This is a genomic window from Neolewinella aurantiaca (genome assembly GCF_008014675.1).
Taxonomy (GTDB): domain Bacteria; phylum Bacteroidota; class Bacteroidia; order Chitinophagales; family Saprospiraceae; genus Neolewinella; species Neolewinella aurantiaca.
On record NZ_VOXD01000036.1, the window covers coordinates 43,652 to 61,071 of the forward strand.

7 protein-coding genes are annotated in these 17,420 nt (G+C 55.0%); 4 read left to right on the plus strand and 3 right to left on the minus strand.

All coding sequences use genetic code 11. The features are described 5' to 3' along the window. The first annotated feature begins 63 nt into the window (after nucleotides 1-63). Both FUA23_RS18750 and FUA23_RS18755 read left to right on the plus strand, forming a co-directional pair. Nucleotides 64-4,185 (plus strand): DEAD/DEAH box helicase, encoded by a 4,122-nt coding sequence (locus FUA23_RS18750; protein ID WP_147932303.1) that lies wholly within the window; start codon nucleotides 64-66, stop codon nucleotides 4,183-4,185. 114 nt (nucleotides 4,186-4,299) lie between these two features. Continuing rightward, nucleotides 4,300-5,040: a glycosyltransferase family 2 protein gene (locus FUA23_RS18755; protein ID WP_147932304.1), complete on the plus strand. Its 741-nt coding sequence runs from the start codon at nucleotides 4,300-4,302 to the stop codon at nucleotides 5,038-5,040. A 57-nt stretch (nucleotides 5,041-5,097) separates the two neighbouring features. On the opposite strand, the gene hisS is transcribed toward FUA23_RS18755, so the two are convergent. Next, nucleotides 5,098-6,477 carry a histidine--tRNA ligase gene (gene hisS, locus FUA23_RS18760; protein WP_147932305.1) on the minus strand — a complete coding sequence of 460 codons (1,380 nt, stop codon included), beginning with the start codon at nucleotides 6,475-6,477 and terminating at the stop codon, nucleotides 5,098-5,100. Between the two features lie 193 nt (nucleotides 6,478-6,670). On the opposite strand from hisS, the gene FUA23_RS23175 reads away from it, so the two are divergent. Then, the gene (locus FUA23_RS23175; RefSeq protein WP_147932306.1) at nucleotides 6,671-7,039 is read left to right on the plus strand and encodes a four helix bundle protein; all 369 of its coding nucleotides are present in this window, start codon (nucleotides 6,671-6,673) and stop codon (nucleotides 7,037-7,039) included. A gap of 294 nt (nucleotides 7,040-7,333) precedes the next feature. Here FUA23_RS23175 and FUA23_RS18770 read toward each other — a convergent pair whose 3' ends face one another. Together FUA23_RS18770 and FUA23_RS18775 are read right to left on the minus strand one after the other, a co-directional pair. After that, nucleotides 7,334-8,674, minus strand: a complete 1,341-nt coding sequence (locus FUA23_RS18770; RefSeq protein ID WP_147932307.1) for a tetratricopeptide repeat protein — start codon at nucleotides 8,672-8,674, stop codon at nucleotides 7,334-7,336. Between the two features lie 75 nt (nucleotides 8,675-8,749). Beyond that, a complete protein-coding gene (locus FUA23_RS18775; RefSeq protein WP_147932308.1) occupies nucleotides 8,750-11,404 on the minus strand; it encodes a choice-of-anchor L domain-containing protein in 2,655 nt (884 codons plus the stop codon). A 612-nt stretch (nucleotides 11,405-12,016) separates the two neighbouring features. On the opposite strand from FUA23_RS18775, the gene FUA23_RS18780 reads away from it, so the two are divergent. Beyond that, on the plus strand, nucleotides 12,017-17,098 hold the full coding sequence (locus tag FUA23_RS18780; RefSeq protein ID WP_147932309.1) for a T9SS type A sorting domain-containing protein: 5,082 nt from the start codon (nucleotides 12,017-12,019) through the stop codon (nucleotides 17,096-17,098). The last annotated feature ends 322 nt before the right edge of the window (nucleotides 17,099-17,420 follow it).

Genomic DNA, 17,420 nt, shown 5'->3' on the forward strand with positions numbered 1-17,420 from the left:
CTGGCGAGACTGTTATTTTTAGAGTGGTATGACTTACTTTGCCACTCCAAAATTATCCAATAGTTGAAACTCACTAACGATTTTTACACCCAAATTTCTGACTTAGAGACCGATACTTTCTGGGTGCTGGCCACTACGGCCCTCAGGAATTCGTCCTACGAGTGGAGCCCGGAAAGCGTTTCGGAAGTCCTAGGAGCCGCTGGTTATCTACGCAGAACCGGCGAGCCGTTCAGCAAGGCTTTTGTACAAGCGACTTCAGAGTCGCTTCAGAAAAAAAAGTGGGCCATTGGTTTTGATTACGGTACGAATTTCTTGGTATCGGAACTGGTCATTCGTAGCGTTCGGCAATACTTATTGGCTCATTTCAATGAAGAAGCGGACCATCTTGCGGCTACGTTACTAAAGCAATATGGCCGCCGGGGGAAATTGTATTATAACTACAGCAAACCCGACCAGACGGACAAGTACCTACTAAAAAGCTTTGCCGGTAAAACGGATGTAGTGGGTAAAATACTCAACGAAATTTACCCAGCCTATGAAGAACAAGAATGGGGCGGCGTCGAACTGGAATGTGATGTATGTGGAGATGAGGTAGAAGCGGCTTCGCTTTTCCTTCCGCCCTACCCTCCGGGCTTTCTAGCTGCCATCCCCAAAAAGATACGGTTCGGGATTGCCCACGTTTTTGCCCAGCAGCCGCAAATTTTTCTGAGCCAGGCGCATTCTGAACTTTGGGGATTAGTCGAACAGCAGACGGCAAAACATCCCCAGCTAGTAGTGCGGGCGGCTATGAATTTTCTGCCCAACCTGCCACCAGGAGCCGGGGCCGATCTTTGGGAGCGTTTCCCCGACTTGGCCATTGTGGCGGGCTGGGCCGCCGGGCGGGATAGCCCAGCCAACGACCAGGCTTTTTTTGATCCCTGCCCTGCCCGTCCTAACCTCGCCTGGCACCTGCGCGCCGTCGCCCGCATGAACGCAAATCAGGTTGCCCCTGAAACCTTACGCCCCGCTTTCTCCCGGCTGAAATACCTCCAGAATAGCACCCTGGCGGCACAGCTTCAGGCCGGACAGAAGCCCGACGGAAGGTTTTATGCCTTCCGAGACCTTGGACTCTATGCTCTGGCGATCAACTTTCTCACCCTTATCTGGATCGGAGAAGACGACAAGCTAAACATTGAGAGCTCTGTTCACATAGGTATCGGCAGGCTGAACGCCTCACCAACGAGTTGGCTTTACGGGCAGTTGGCCAGCGTAATGGCCCGCATAACTTCTTTCAAAGAAGATGCCGAGCGTTGGCAAAAAATAGCACTGGATAGCGCCCAGGTAAACGGCCATCGTTATTTCGACAACCTGATGGAACCACCCGCCGAATGGGAAACCTTTCTGAACTCTTTAGAAGTAGGGGGCGCGGCCGCAGGTGCAAAGAAGGTTGAACAAGCAGTGGAAGGAGACAAGCGGATCATCTACGTCTACGATGCCGGGCGGGAGACATTACTCGTGCGCGAACAAAAGATGGGCAAAAAAGGCTGGTCCGCTGGCCGGAAGATCGAGTGGTCGAAATTTGCCGATCAGGTAACAGCTCTGCAAGACAAAGCAGTTGTGCCAGCCCTGCGTACGTACCGGAATGCCCCCGTGATCGACAGCCCCTACATGTACTGGGACAACGAGGCCTATAAAGCAGACGTCCCGCACGCTCTCTACCTCTTGGCGGGCCACCCCCATGTATTTGAAGACGATCGTAAGCGGGTGCCATTGACCGTTGAAACCGCTGAGCCGCAGCTGTTGGTAGACCACGATGAAGACGGCAACCTCACCGTCCGGATGGAGCCACCCGCCCTGAAGGAAGGTTACACCGTCCGCCGGGCCGGGCCGGGCAAACTGGTAGTTTACCAAGTTTCCGAAAGCCTGATGGAGATCACCAAGCACATTCCCGAAACGGGCATGACCCTGCCCGCCGCCGCCGCCGGTCGATTCGAGCGGGTACTGCCGCGCCTGCGCAAAACCCTCGACGTACAGAGCAGTACCGACTGGATGAACCAGGACCTGCCGGAAGTCATGGGCCTACCACTACCTTGCTTCCATCTCGTTCCGCTGGGCGATAGCGAGCACCGGCTGGAAATTTTCATCAAGCCGATCCCCGAAGGAAACTTCTACTTCCGCCCCAACGAGGGGCTTTCCCGCAGCCTCATCGCTACCGAAGCCGCCGGCCGCTCCGTCCTCGTGCGCACCCTCGAAGCAGAGAACGCCGCAGTAAAAGCATGCCTTAAAGACTGCCCCACCCTTAGCGCCTGTGAGTTTGAAGGCAACGACGCTCTGCTGGGAACCGACCGCCAAACACTGGAGGTATTGCACGAACTCCAGGCCCTCACCCAAACGGACCGCGCCCTGCTGGAATACCCCAAAGGGCAGCGCCTCCGCCTGGGGCAGACCGTTGATGAAGACCAACTTCAGGTGCAGGTAGCCAGCGGCCGGGACTGGTTCCGCGTGGAAGCAGGCCTCCAGCTCGATGAAGAGCGGGTGATCGACTTTGAACTCATCCTCGAAGGCCTGCGCAATAAGGATAAGTACGTCAAGATCGGAGAAGACGAATACCTCACCCTCACCGAAAGCCTGAAGCAACGCCTGCATAAAATGGACGGTCTGCTGCACCATAGCCGGGGCAGTATGGAGCTGGCGCCTCTGGCCGGTACGGCTTTCGCCGAAGCCCTCGAAGGCCTCGAACAAGTACAGACCGATGCCGACTGGCAGGACAACCTGGAGCGGATGGCGCAGGCTGATAAATTCGTCCCACCACCACCGCCCGCTGCGTTCAAAGCCGAACTGCGCGATTACCAGCTAACTGGCTACGAATGGCTGTTGCGCCTGGCCGAATGGGGCGTAGGGGCTTGCCTGGCCGACGATATGGGGCTGGGTAAAACCATCCAGGCGCTAGCCGTGCTCACCGAACGGGCCGCTGGCGGGCCAGCCCTGGTGATTGCCCCCGCCTCCGTGATCCGCAACTGGCGAACGGAAACCGAGCGCTTTGCCCCAACCCTGACGCCGAAACTGATTGCTTCCGCAGCAGAAGCAAAAGAGGTGATTGCAGGGCTGATGCCGGGAGATATCGCACTGCTTAGTTTCGGCCTGCTCACCTACATCAGTGAGTCGCTGCTGGAAGCTAATTTTCATACCCTCGTCGTTGACGAAGCTCAGGCGATCAAGAACCCAACGACCCAACGGGCGCGGGTCGTCCGAGACCTGCCAGCCGACTGGAAGGTAGCCACGACCGGCACCCCGATTGAGAACAACCTGGCTGAGTTGTGGAGCCTGTTTCGCTTCCTCAACCCTGGCCTTTTCGGCAGTTATGCCCGCTTCCGGCAGCAATACGAAACGCCCATCGTCAAGCATCAGGACGAAGCTCGTGCGGAGCAGCTCCGGCGGATTGCCCGTCCGTTCATCCTCCGCCGCAGGAAAGACGATGTACTAAAAGAATTGCCTCCGAAGACGGAGATCGTCCGGACCGTCGAGCCTGGTCCAGAGGAAAAAAGCCTGTACGAAGCCTTACGCCGTAAGGCCCTGAGGGATATTGACGATGCGGACCAGATGAAGCGGCGCTTTGTCGTTTTGCAGCAGCTTACCCAGCTCCGGCAGGCGGCATGCCACCCGAAACTGCTCAATAAAAAAAGTAAAGTCCCCTCTGCTAAACTGGTGGCAGTAGGCGAAACTATTCAAGAAATTCTCGCTGGTGGCCATAAGGCTTTGGTCTTTAGTCAGTTCGTCGGTCACCTCAAGTTGGTGGAAAAATGGGTGAAAAGCGAAAAAATTTCTTACCAGTACCTTGATGGCTCCACCCCCGGCAAAACCCGACAAAAACGAGTAGAAGCGTTTCAGGATGGAGAAGGTGAACTTTTTCTGATCAGCCTCAAGGCGGGCGGTACGGGCCTAAACCTTACTGCAGCGGACTATGTCCTCCACCTTGACCCTTGGTGGAACCCCGCGGTAGAGGACCAGGCCAGCGACCGCGCTCACAGAATGGGGCAGCAAAATCCCGTCACCGTTTACCGGTTTGTCTCCGAAGGAACCATCGAAGAGCAGATTCTCGAACTGCACGCCGCCAAACGAGACCTGGCTGATCGGCTGCTGGCCGGAACGGATGGAGCCGGGAAGCTCAGTGTTGACGATGTGGTGAAATTGTTACGGGAGGGGTGAATCAGGACATAGGCCGCTCGCCGTAACCATTCGTTCACCCATTACGAGCCCGTTATTGAAATCATTTTACAGAGTATGGCGCTCTTTTTACTCTCCTGAGTACCTTTGCCCCCGATGTATAAAGATAAAAAAGTGGTCGTCGTGATGCCGGCCTACAATGCAGCGCTGACCCTCGAGAAAACGTACGCCGAAGTTCCCCGTGACCTCGTCGATGAAGTCATCCTCTGCGATGATGCCAGCAAAGACGAAACCTCCGCCCTGGCCAAACAACTGGGCGTAGACCACGTGATTACCCACCCGCGCAACCGCGGCTACGGTGGTAACCAGAAGTCGCTCTACAATAAAGCTCTCGAAATAGGGGCCGACATTGTGATCATGGTTCACCCGGACTACCAATACACGCCGTTGCTGATCCCCACCATGTGCAACATCATCGGCGAAGGACTTTATCCCGTTGTGCTCGCCAGTCGGATTCTCGGCAAGGGCGCACTCAAGGGCGGCATGCCACTCTACAAATATGTCGCCAACCGCTTCCTTACGGCTACCCAAAACTTCCTGGTCAGCTATAAACTCAGCGAGTATCACACCGGTTACCGTGCCTTCAGCCGTGAAGTGCTCGAAAAGATCGACTTCAACGCCAACGACGACGACTTCGTCTTCGACAACGAGATGCTCTCCCAGATCATTTATCATGGTTTCGACATCGCCGAGGTAACCTGCCCGACGAAGTATTTCGATGAGGCCAGCTCCATCAACTTCGTGCGCAGCTCGAAGTACGGGCTCGGCGTGCTTCGCGTAAGCATGATGCACCGGCTGAATAAGTGGGGCCTGGCGAAGTCGAAGATTTACCGGTAGAGGAGTTGCACTCCGATTACATTGATTGAAGGCAGGAGTGCAACTCCCCGACCGGGATTATAGCTTCTCTTCCCGTAGAGTTTCCTGCTCCCCCGTCCCCATCGTCTTAACCGAATACTCCCCACTCTCCGCTTCGCGGCTGCCAATGATCACCACCTTAGGCGCATTCCGTTGGTCGGCGTACTTGAGCATTTTTTGAAGTTTTCCGGCTTTGGGGTAGAGGTCCGCGTGCACACCCCGCGCCCGGAGGCGTGAGACGAGGCCAAAGCCGTGGTTAAGCGTCTCTTTGTCGAGGCAAACTATGAGATACTGCAGGTCTTCGGAAGCGTCAGCCGGGAAGGCATCGAGTTCTTCCAGAACATCGTAGATGCGCTCGGCACCGAAGCTGACGCCGACGCCGGGCATGTCTTTCATCCCGAAGATGGAGGTAAGGTCGGCGTAGCGGCCACCGCCGGCGATGGAGCCCATTTTGATGTTTTCCTGGCCGGGCGCGTCGGTGTCGACGGCGACTTCCCAGATGGCGCCGGTGTAGTAGTTGAGGCCACGGGCGAGGGTGACGTCGAATTCTAGGCGGTTATAAACCCCCTCCCCGAACCCCTCCCCACGGGGGAGGGGAGAACTTTGTTTGATCAGGTCAAAGACCTCCTGTAACTCTGCGATACCCTCTTTACCGATCTCGCTGTCGGCCAGCAGGGGAGCGACGGAATCCAATGATTTCGCGTCGAGGAATTGCTTGATAACCTGCAATGCACCCGCGTTCGCGCCCCGGCTGGTCAGGTCTTCGGCCACCTTGTCCCAGCCGATCTTGTCGAGCTTATCGATGGCGATGGTCATGTCCATCATGTTGTCGGCCATGCCGGCGATCTCGGCCAGCCCCGCCAGGATTTTCCGGTTGTTGAGGCGGATGACGGCTTTGAGACCCAGTTCGTGGAACACCCCGTCGAGCAGCTGCGTCAGCTCCGCTTCGTAGAATAGGCTGTCGGAGCCGACGACATCGGCGTCGCACTGGTAAAACTCCTGGTAGCGGCCTTTTTGCGGCCGGTCTGCCCGCCAAACGGGCATGATGGCGTAGCGCTTGAAGGGGAAAGCCAGGTCGTTCTGGTGCATCACCACGTAGCGGGCGAAAGGCACGGTCAGGTCGTACCTAAGGCCTCGTTTGCTGATAGAAGCGAGCACTTTGTCGCTGTCTTTTGCTGCCAGGGCATCAGCGTCTGCTTTGCCCAGGAAATTGCCGTTGTTGAGCACTTTGAACAAAAGCTTGTCGCCTTCTTCGCCGTACTTGCCGGTCAGGGTCGCTAAATTTTCCATCACGGGCGTCTCGATCGGCTGATAGCCAAAGCGACGGAAATGCTTCTTGATAACACTAAATATGTAGTCGCGGCGGCGTACTTCGGAGGGGAGGAAATCTCTTGTTCCTTTGGGGATAGACGGCTTCATGGGGCGAAGATAGTGATATGCGATATGCGATTGGTGATATTTGATCTGTGATTTGGTTGCTGCGAGAGAAAGGCTTCAACAAAGAGCTGGTTTTGAATATCTTGGAAAATAAGTTGTTTGTAAATTTAAATAAAATCATTTGTATGTTTTTCGTTTTAAACGCTTATATTCGGCGGTACATTGACGCAACACCATGACACCTAACGAAAAGTCCGCTCAATTCGAAGACCGGTTAATTGAATTCGCAGTTCGCATCCTGAACGTATCAGAGATACTCCCAAACTCCAAGGCTGCTCAGCATTTATGTGGCCAAATTGTGCGCTCCGGCACTGCTCCTGCATTACTTTACGGAGAAGCGAGGGGGGCGGAATCAACAAGCGATTTTAGACACAAAATCTCTGTTGCGCTAAAGGAGCTTAGGGAAACTTACATCAACCTGCGAATTATCTCCAGTAAAGGTTACATACCTGAAAACAAACTGAGTAGTATTCTTGACGAGAACAATCAGTTGATAAGTATTCTAGTTGCGACCGTTCGAAAGTTGAAAACAAGCAAAAGATAAAAGGGACTCTGTTTTCGGTCGCCAATCGCATATCGAAGTCACACATCCTCGTGCGACAGCAAAATCGCATATCAGATATCGCCAATCGCATATCGAAGTCACACATCTTTCACGTGCGGTAGCACAATCGCATATCAGATGTCGCATATCGCCAATCGCATATCGAAGTCGCGTAACTTTCTCGTGCGGCAGCAAAATCGCATATCAGATATCGCATATCGCCAATCGCATATCGAAGTCACACATCTTTCTCGTGCGGTAGCGCAATCGCATATCAGATATCGCATATCGAAGTCACATATCATTGATGAGCGCCTCCGCTTTCCCGCGATACGGATGCCCGGGCGTATCCCGGATTTCCTCCAGTACGGTTTCGGCAGCAATGGAGTTTCCTTCCGCCAGGTAAGCAAGCACTTCGTACCATTCGGCGTACGGGCGGTAAAAGTCACCGCGTGGTATTTGTTCAAACCAGTCGAGAGCGCGGGTGGGTTGTTTGAGCGCCAGCGCGCAAACGCCCAGATAAAGCGGAGCTGCCGGGTAGGCCTGGGCGACTGGTAATAACTCGTCGTAAGCCGTGCGGTAGTCTTTGCGGTCGTAGTAGTATAAAATCCTTTCCAGGTCTTCTTCTGCGGCGTCGCGTGGCGTCATCCGGTCGAAGATGTTGGGCATCGGTTCGAAGTGGGCAACGGACTTTGCCTGCGGAGCCGCAGCTCCGAAGGTTGTCCACAGGACCCAGCCGAAAACCGCAAATAAACCGATGGCAAAAAGCGTCTGAAGGTCAGGAAGTTCCAGTTTTCCGAGTTGAATGCCGCCTTTTTTTCGGGGAGACAATTTCACTTTCGGCGCGCTCGCAGGTGCAAGGGGACGTTTACGGGCGTACTTCGCTTCTTCCCTGAGCAGTGTTTCCATCAGGTCTTGCCGACCTGCCACCGTAACGACTTCCGCCCAGTCTTCGCGCAGCTCCATCGCTCTGCGGAAGACCGAGTCTACCGGCCGGCGTGCTTCCACATCCCACCGCTCGGCAACGCCGAGCTCTCCGGCGTAATACTGGTCAATAAGCTCTTCGTCTATCGGCGAGGGGATGTGTACAGGATCCGTGATGCCTCCGGCTTGCCATGCTTCACGAACCATCAGTAAGCATTTCTGTCGGCGATGCTCTGTTTCCTCAATCTGACCTTCCAGACCGATTATCTCAGCAATCCGCGCGTAGCTCAGGTGATGATAGTCAGACATGAGGAGAAGATCCTGACAGCTCTTACCCAGTTCTTTGAACTGAGCAAGCATAACCTGCTGGGTGGTGTTGAGCTGAATGGGGCGGGGAAGGTGATTAAGCGGGTTTTGCTCCTGCTGCACGCCGAGCTCCGCAATCGGCATTCGCTCAGCGGCAATCACGGCTTCGTTGATTTTACCGGAGAAATAAACCTGTGCGACCCGCTGTACGTAGTTCTGAACTGGCCCGGTATATGGCTCTTCTGGGTCAATCCGGGCTTCGTACCAACCAATAAGTGCACGCCGGTAATGCCCCAGGGTTACCTCGTCGGCCTGGCGGTAGTTGGCGGCCCATTTAAGAAATGGGCCACGAAGGGCATCGAAGTTGCGGGTCAGTGCCGCAAGGTGTTGACCTTGGTTAGACATATCGCGAAGGTAAGGGGCCGGTGCCAATTATGCTGCAACGGTTCCCCGGTAGCTGTACTATTCTGGTGGCGTGGGTTATCGCATCAGAATTACGGTTCCGGCTTCCCGTTGTAAAACCCCGGTAGTAAGCCGGACTTCTGCAATCCAGACGTAGGTGGAAACGCCCGCCACCTTACCGTTCAGCATTCCGTCCCAACCCCGACGACCATCGTTAGGAGCAAAATCATAGTCTTCCCACAGGAGCTCTCCCCAACGGGAGCGCACCTGAAAAGACATAACCCGCTCTACCTGATCGGTATTGGCGTAAATGGCTACGTAGTCGTTGGTACCGTCTCCGTTCGGCGTGAAAATATTGGGGACGTAAACAGGAATCCTTCCGTCTACCGCCACAAAGGTGACCAGGCTGTCGGTGCAACCGTATATGTTGTCAATCGCAAGACTGATCGGCTGACTGGAGGGAGCGCTTACCGTTGGGTTGGGACAGGTCGGGCAATCAAAGAGCTCGGCCGGGTGCCAGCGGTAGGCCGCTATTTGGTCCAGTGGTACAAAGTATTCTGCTTCAACTACCGAGCTGCCCGCTACTTCCTGAGGCACGAAATTGGGCAGCCGTGCAGGACGTCGCGTTGCCGTTGGGTAGAAAAAATTGGGCTGTTCCGTCTCGCATCCCACTGCATCCCGGATACGAAGGGTGTAGTATTCTCCTTCGTTGAGACGCCCGAATCCGTCGCGGTCGAAATAATTGACACCGTCAATGCTGTAGGTGTACGGCGGCACGCCCCCCGCCGCAGAAAGAACCAATGGTGGCCGGCGAACGGTGGTACAACTAATGTCGATGGGGCTCAAAGGCGCAGGGTCGCGCAGGGTAAGGTTTCGTTCGCTGGTGCAGCCCAGCCCGTCGGTTACGGTCAGGGCGTACTCGCCGGCGGGCAATCCGGTTGCCGTTAGTCCGTCTGGGGTCACACCCTCCCAGTCATAAGTGTATGGTTCTACTGTTGGTAGGTGCGTTACAGAAATCGAGCCATCGGCAAGGCCCCCGCAGCTTGGGTTTTGAAGCCGGGGATTTATCGCAGGGTCAAAGAAGTCGGCCCGTATCGTAGTGTCCGTAGCAATGCGGCAGGCGCGGTCTTCAACGGCGATGATCCGGTAATTGCCGCCCCGGGTAATGGGTTGGCTTTGCCGACCATCAGCATCGAAGGTCCATTCTTCCAGTGGCCCTCCGTTGAGCTGGTACGTCACCGTAATGGGCGTCGCCCCGGTGAGGTCGAAAACGATCGATTGCTGCTCGTCGCGGCAGGCACGTAAATCCTGAGGAGGCAAACGAACCGAGGGAGGGGCACTGCTGAACGTAGAAATGGATTTGTTAACGACCTGGCCGCAATCGTCGGTGACAACAAGGTTGATGGATGTAGGCAGTGGTGGCGTCAGGACAGGGGTGGAATCTGTACTACCAAAACTCCACTGGTACCGGAAAGGAGGCACTCCTCCACTCACCTCGGGGAAGAGGGTGGCTGTTTCGCCGGGGCAGTAAAAGGCCTCCTCAAGCCCTACCATCAAAGGTGAAGGCTCATCAATAATAAGCTCGATGGAGTCGGTGTAACAGGCACAAGGGATATCGAGGTAAAGCCATACGTTTTCGGGGCCTTCAACCGTAGCGTCAGGAAAGGCAATAATTGGAATTTCTGCGAACATCTCTCCGGCAAGGATCGTCACTTCCCCCGGTCCGGCGGTGAAATCGAGGCCTTCGGTGGCCGCTGAGTTCGCGCCGATGCGGTAGGCAATGGTCTGGTCTCTGTCGGGGTTACTTTCGGGGCCGCGTTGAACGCGAAAATTGGTCACTTCGCACCCTTCGTAGATGGTCGTTGTCGTCGAGTCTCCTCCTTCTCCGGTAAGACTTACGCTGCCACCCAGATCGAAACTTCCTGCTTCCAGAAATACAGCCGAGTCGAGGTCGCCGTCTGCTACGTCACCTACGAGCAGACGAATATGGTAGGTCTGGCAGGTTTGCAACTCTACGGTTGCGGTGAGGACTACAGTCTGCCCGTCGTATTCGATGAGGTCGAACCGGGGGCCAGTACTGTTGTTGCCGCCGCAGTTGGCGATGGATCTAACGCTGGGGAATTCGTTATCGAGATAAAACGACGGGTTGGTGGCAAAATTTACGTTGTTGATGCTCACCGGTTGGTTGGTGCCTGGAATGCGGGCGAGATTGATAGCTCCGTTACTGAACGGCCCGCTCAGGCCCGGTCCGCTAATGAAGAAACCGAAAATATCGTTGAAGGCGGCGCCTACAAATTCACAATACTCTTCGGATGCAAAAACGTAGCGGAAGGTTACGGTTGGTTGCAGTGGGATGAAGTCGAACTCCAGCCCCGAACGATCAAAGATGTTTCCGGTGCTGGCAAGACTGAGGTCCGGGTCGTTGGTCTGGCCTTCCAGCTCGGTACCAACACCGGTATCGGAATTCGGGCCTGCAGCATCGGCAACGCTACCGGTGGAGAGGATGATTCCACGGTCGAAACCAACGACGTTGTCGGTGCCGGAGAAATAACCAATGCCGTCGGGATTGTTGCCGATCTGGCGGATGTTGAAGATGGTTTCGCACTCTCCGGAGGCGAAAACTTCCCGTACGAGGCGCTCAGCATCGTAGTCGGGGTCCACCGTCAGGTCCTGACCAAAAAGACAGGCCGGAATTAACAGCGGTAGGAAGAGAAGGTGGCGTGAAGTAAACAAGAATTCTGTTTTTGGGAGAAATCAGATAATGGGTGGCCCGGTCGCAGAGTCACAGAATTACTGCCACAAATCTTATTTGTGATGGTAATTCAGCAACTCGTCAATTGGGCGGCGGCTTGAAGCGTAAGTGTAGTTAAATCGGTTGGTTTGTTCGGGCGCGTTCGCAGGTGCAAAATGGCGTTGTGAAGCAAAGACCGGACAGACTTGCGGCTTGGCTTATTGCCTTCACGCAGCGTTCTTTGCTCCTTTAACGATTGGCCGGCACCTGCGGCCTCGCCCTAACATCAGTAAAAGCGTTAAAATTGTCCACAAAGTAATGGTATCTGAATGGATCACATATAAAATTTATTGTGATCGGAGGCAATTCACTAAATTTACACGATAATCTCACATAGGACTTGCTAAGGGTTCTGGTTCTCGGCCAAGAATGCACGTGATCGAGTATTGAAAGCGGCCACACAAGTCGGCTCATGCACCACGTAACCAACGCGCGGTGGTTGTTTTCGATGCGAAATACACGTGTCCTCTTGCGGAGGAAACCAGTGCTTCGAAATAAGTTCTTTATGAGGAGATGTTGTCTACTGCCTGCTCATCGTCCTCAAAAACATTGTTATGACAAAGAATCTTTACACCGTCTCTTTACTAAGTTTTTTCTGTGCTTTTCTGTCGACCAGTTTATTTGCTCAAAACCCTAACGGGGACAATCGACCATGCCAGGAAGACGCCATCATCTCTCTCGCTTTTTCCGGTGCCACGGAAATTGGAACCTGTACCGACGATGACGTCACCGACCGTATCCGGTTTCAGGTCGTACCCTTCAATCAGGCTTATGCCTACGTTGTTGTGGATGCCACTGATGTAATTCGCTACATCGGCTTCAGTAACCGAATCAATTTTGACCTCCTGCCCGGCGGCGCCCTGCGCGTTTACGCCTTTTCCAACTACGGAAACATCACCGCAAGCGTAGGTGATACCTTCACCGGTGCGACGCTCTCTACGCCCTGTTTCGGCATGACGGCGAACTTCGTCTCGGTCAATAACGGATCTTCAGGAGACATCCTGATCGCATCCGATCAGGACAGCTACGATGTCTGCCCCGGAGACGGAGAAGCAGACATCATCACCGTCAGCTCCGAAGCCAGCAGCGTTACTTACCTCATCACTACCCCCGACGGTGAGCTGCTTAACAGCAACACTACCGGGTCGATCGACTTCGACGGAGCACCCTTCGGAACCTGCTACATCTACGCTTTTGCAAACCCCGGGCCGCTGCCCATCAGCCCCGGAGACAACATCAGCGATCTTGCAGCCTTTCAGGGCTGCGGAACGGGCCTCTCCGATAACTTCATTACCGTAAACCGCGTCAATGTCGACGGCGGAACGATCACAACTATGGATCAGGAAACAACCGTCCGCATCTGCCCGAGCGATGGAAACCCTGACGAAATAGTCTTCAGCAATGCCTCCACCAGCAGCGGTGAGCTGAGACTGGTAATCACTGACGACGAAGGCATGATCATCGGCCTTCCGGAGGTGTTTACCGTCGACTTCGACGTAGCCGGCCCGGGCATCTGCCGGGCGTACAACGTCACTTATACGGGCAACTTCACGGCTCAGATCGGCGATCAGATCACCGACGCTGTATTCTCCGACGGTTGCTACGATGTCTCCGATATGTTCGTTGAAGTTATCCGCGAAATACCCGCCGGCGGAACCGTTCTTACCGTAGACGGTGAGAGCGAAGTAGAAACCTGCCCGGGAGACGGAAACGCCGACGTAGTAGCCGTGGTCAACACCGGAGCATCCGGAGGAGACCTCGTTTACCTCATTACCGACGATAACAACGCACTGCTGAACTTCAGCTTCAGTCCCAGCTTCGACCTGGAAGGTGCCGGCAACGGAACCTGCCGCATCTGGTCGCTTACCTACCAGGGAGAATTGTCTCTGGCGGTAGGTGCGGACGTTACCTCCGCAGAACTTGCCGACGGATGTTTTGAACTCAGCTCAGACTTCGTAACCGCAATTCGTACTACTCCCAATGGTGGGACGGTAGCTACCGAAGACGGCGAAACCGAAATCACCGTATGCCCGGGTGATGGCCTTGCCGACCTGTACACCTTTGTCTCCACCGGAGCCGACGGCGCTAACTTCGCCTTCATCGTTACCGACGAAGACAACAACATCATCGGTGTTCCGGAAAGCAATATGGTTGACTTCGACGGTGCCGGTACCGGCATCTGCCGCGTCTGGGGCCTGAGTTACGCCGGAGACCTGACCGCCGCTACCGGCGACAACCTCTCCGAATCCCTGGCTACCGAGTGTTCCAGCCTCAGCGATAACTTCGTTACGGTAATCCGTACCATGCCCACCGGAGGTACCGTCCGCCTGGAAAGCGGAGGCACTTCTGCCACCGTCTGCCCCGCTGATGGTGTAGCCGACGTGCTTACCTTCGTAAGCGAGGGAGGTGTTGGCGAAGAAGGTGCCTGGATCTTTACCGATGAAAACGGAATGATCATTGGCTTCCCGGCCAGCAGCACAGTCGATTTCGAAACCTTCCCCACCGGCGTATGCCACGTCTACAGCATCGTTTACTCAGGTGAACTGACTGCGATGATGGGAGACGACATCACTACTACCGCGCTTGCTACCGGTTGCTTCGCACTGTCCGATAACTTCATCACCGTTACCCGCCTCGATGCTTCTACCGGAACCATCAGCACCGAAGACGGCGAAAGCGAAATTTTCGCCTGCCCGGGAGACGCGTTCCCCGACCCGTTCCGCTTCGACTCTACGGGAACCACTCTCGATAACTTCAACTACGTTGTTACCGATACCAACAATGTGGTATTCTTTGTGGCTTTCACCGATCAGATCGACTTTGAGCAATTGCCTGTAGGTACCTGCCGGGTTTACGGCCTGGGCTACAACGGCATCATCATCGCTACCCCCGGCGATGTAGCAGGGGTGGATCAACTGGCCAGTCAGTGTAACGCGCTCTCTCCTAACTTCGTATCGGTAATCAAAGAACTTCCCGTTGGCGGAACCGTCGCAACTGCAGACGGAGAGACCGAAGTTTCGGTCTGTTCGCAGGACGGTATTGCTGACATCGTAACGGCCGTCAGCACCGGCGCTGAAGGTGAAAACTTCGTGTTCATCATCACCGATGCCGACAATACCATTCTTGAAATTCTGGATGGTGACTCTTTCGACTTTGACGCAGCTCCGTACGGCGTATGCCGCATATGGGGCCTTTCTTACCAGGGCGACCTGCTTGCGGAAGCAGGCGCAGACGCAGGTGCAGGCAGCCTTGCGAGTGCTTGCTCTGACCTCTCTGAGAATTTCATCACCGTTACCCGTGAAGACATAATGGGCGGAAGCATCAGCCTCAACGGCGGTAGCGACGCAATCACTACCTGCCCGGACGACGGAATCGCGGATGTACTTAACTTCAACAGCATTGGCGCTACGGGTAGCAACTTCCAGTACGTAGTTACAGACCTTGACAATGTTGTACTCGAACTGGTAACCGGCAACTCATTCGACTTCGAGCCCGCAGGGCCCGGTGTTTGCCGGGTGTGGGGATTTGCCTATGCTGGCGCCGTCAGCCTGATGGTGGGCGACACCGTCACCAGCGCCACCCTCGCAGAAGGATGTGCCGAACTGGCCGACAACTTTATCACGGTGACCCGTGAGGTGCCCGTTTCCGGCGCCGTTAGCCTGGTCGATGGCAGTACGTCTGCCAGTGTTTGTTCCGGTGACCCCACCGAACCGGCACTGGAGTTCGTTGCCGGACCATCTACGGGAGATTATGTCTTCCTGATCGTTCAGGCCGATAGCTTCGCCCTCCTCGGTATTATGGACACCTTCAACTTCAACATGGCTCAGGCAGGAGACTACCACGTTTACGGACTGGCTTACGCCGGTAACCTCGATGTCTTCCCCGGGCAGAACATCTTCACTACCGACCTGGCTACAAGTTGTTTCGACCTCAGCGATAACTTCGTTACCGTAAGTGTAGACCGTGTTCACGGCGGAAACATCCTCGGCAACGGAGCCGAAGAACTTTATTTCTGTCCCGATAACCTGGACGACGGAATGGTGAACTTCACCACTACCAGCGGAGAAGCAGACTCGCTTTATCGCTACGTAATTGCCACCACGACCAATGTAATCATCGCTGTAGTTCCTGCTGGCCAGGACTCGTTCGACTTCGGCACGCTTCCTCTCGAAGAACTCAAAGTATGGGCCATCAGCTACGAAGGTGACTTCCTCGCAGGGCCTGGTTCCAGCCTCGAATTCAGCCCTCTTGCAACGGGCTGTGTTGTCTTGTCTGAAAACTGCATCCGTATCCTCAACGAAACTCCCGAAGCGGGAGAAATCAGCTTTGATGATGTCCCGGCCACAGGCATCGCCTGTACGGTAGACGGAGACGGAGTCATCAGTGTCTCTACCACCAGTACAAGCCTGACTGGCTACGCCGTCCTCGTTACTGACACCATGGACATCGTTCAGTTGGTTTCCCTCGATCCCCAAAACGTCGACCTGGGCTCACTGCCTGAAGGCCCGTACCGTGTCTACGGTTTGGCCTACACCGGCAACGTAACGGTAACACCCGGTGATGATCTTGACCTTGTTGCTCTTGCTGACAACTGTTACGAGCTCACTACTGAATTCCTCGATGTACTGCAGGGCGGAGAGATCAATGCCGGCTTCCTCACCAACATCACCACCGAAGGAACCGGAGATACCATTAACTTCTGTATCGCAGACGGCGACAACCCGATTGCGGTGATCGAGGCCAGCGTAAGCGGCCCCAACTACCGTTACGTCGTTACCGACGAGGATGGACGTGTTCGTGCCACCAACTTGCCGAGCAACATCATTCCTTTCCAGCCCTTCGGCCCTGGCGTTTACCGCATCTACGGATTCAACTACACAGGAATGAGCCTGGTGGGAATCAACCAGAACATCAACACGACCGTGCTGGCAACTGGCTGTGGAGCGCTTACCAGCAACTTCATTACCGTCATCTACGAAGACCCTGACGGAGGCATGGTGACTACCGATGCCGGTGAAACTGAGGTGGAAATCGAAATCGCAGGCAGTGGCGCAGACGCTACCGCAATTGTAGCCTTTGAAACGACAGGCGCACAGGGTGAAAACTTCATGTACCTGATCACCGACGAAAACAACGAACTGCTCGCTACCAGCTCAGGACCAAACATCGACTTCGGCCCGGCGGGCGTCGGTACCTGCCGCGTGTGGGGACTTTCTTACTCCGGAGATATCATTGCCGGTATGGGAGACGACCTCACTATGGTTGACCTCACCGACGGTTGTTTTGACCTGAGTGATAACTTCGTTACTGTAGTACGCGTTGATGAAATGGGCTTCACCGGAGGCGAAGTATCTAACCAGGGCGCTGGCCCCATTGGCGAGTTGATGATGACCGCCCGCCCGAACCCGGCTAGCGGAAGTGTCCTCTACCTTGACCTCGAGAGTTTTGATGCCATCCCTGGCGGACAAATCTTTGTTCGGGATATGAACGGTGCGTCTTACAGCGTACAGACGCTTGTGGGCGGAGAGCATACCACTACCGTTCAGATCGATATCAGTCAGTTGCCTTCCGGCATGTACTTCGTGCAGTTGGCTTCGCAGCAGGGTATGCAGTCTGTTCGCTTCATGAAAGACTAACGGCCGCTCAACATCTGTCTTACACTCTACACCCCCGGTACTACCTGTGCCGGGGGTGTAGTGTTTACAGCGGAGGGTTATTCATGCCGAGGCGTGTGTATCACGAGATGCACGGATCCCCCTCTCCCCCGGCCCCTCTCCTCGGGAGAGGGGAGACGTGACAAGCGGCAAGTTCGTGATAGTAGTGCGTCTCGTGATACAATGGTCCGCTACGATTTTAGGCTTCTAAAAAAGGGTAGGCCCTTAACTTGGTGATTCTCACACCTACCAAGAATGACCTACCCGACGAAAATCGAAACTCTCGCTGCCCAAATATTGCAAA

Bases quoted from the DNA above. Each gene is read 5' to 3' on its own strand.
- FUA23_RS18755 (WP_147932304.1), top strand. From the start codon at position 4,300: ATGTATAAAGATAAAAAAGTGGTCGTCGTGATGCCGGCCTACAATGCA.
- hisS (WP_147932305.1), bottom strand. From the start codon at position 6,477: ATGAAGCCGTCTATCCCCAAAGGAACAAGAGATTTCCTCCCCTCCGAA.
- FUA23_RS23175 (WP_147932306.1), top strand. From the start codon at position 6,671: ATGACACCTAACGAAAAGTCCGCTCAATTCGAAGACCGGTTAATTGAA.
- FUA23_RS18770 (WP_147932307.1), bottom strand. From the start codon at position 8,674: ATGTCTAACCAAGGTCAACACCTTGCGGCACTGACCCGCAACTTCGAT.
- FUA23_RS18780 (WP_147932309.1), top strand. From the start codon at position 12,017: ATGACAAAGAATCTTTACACCGTCTCTTTACTAAGTTTTTTCTGTGCT.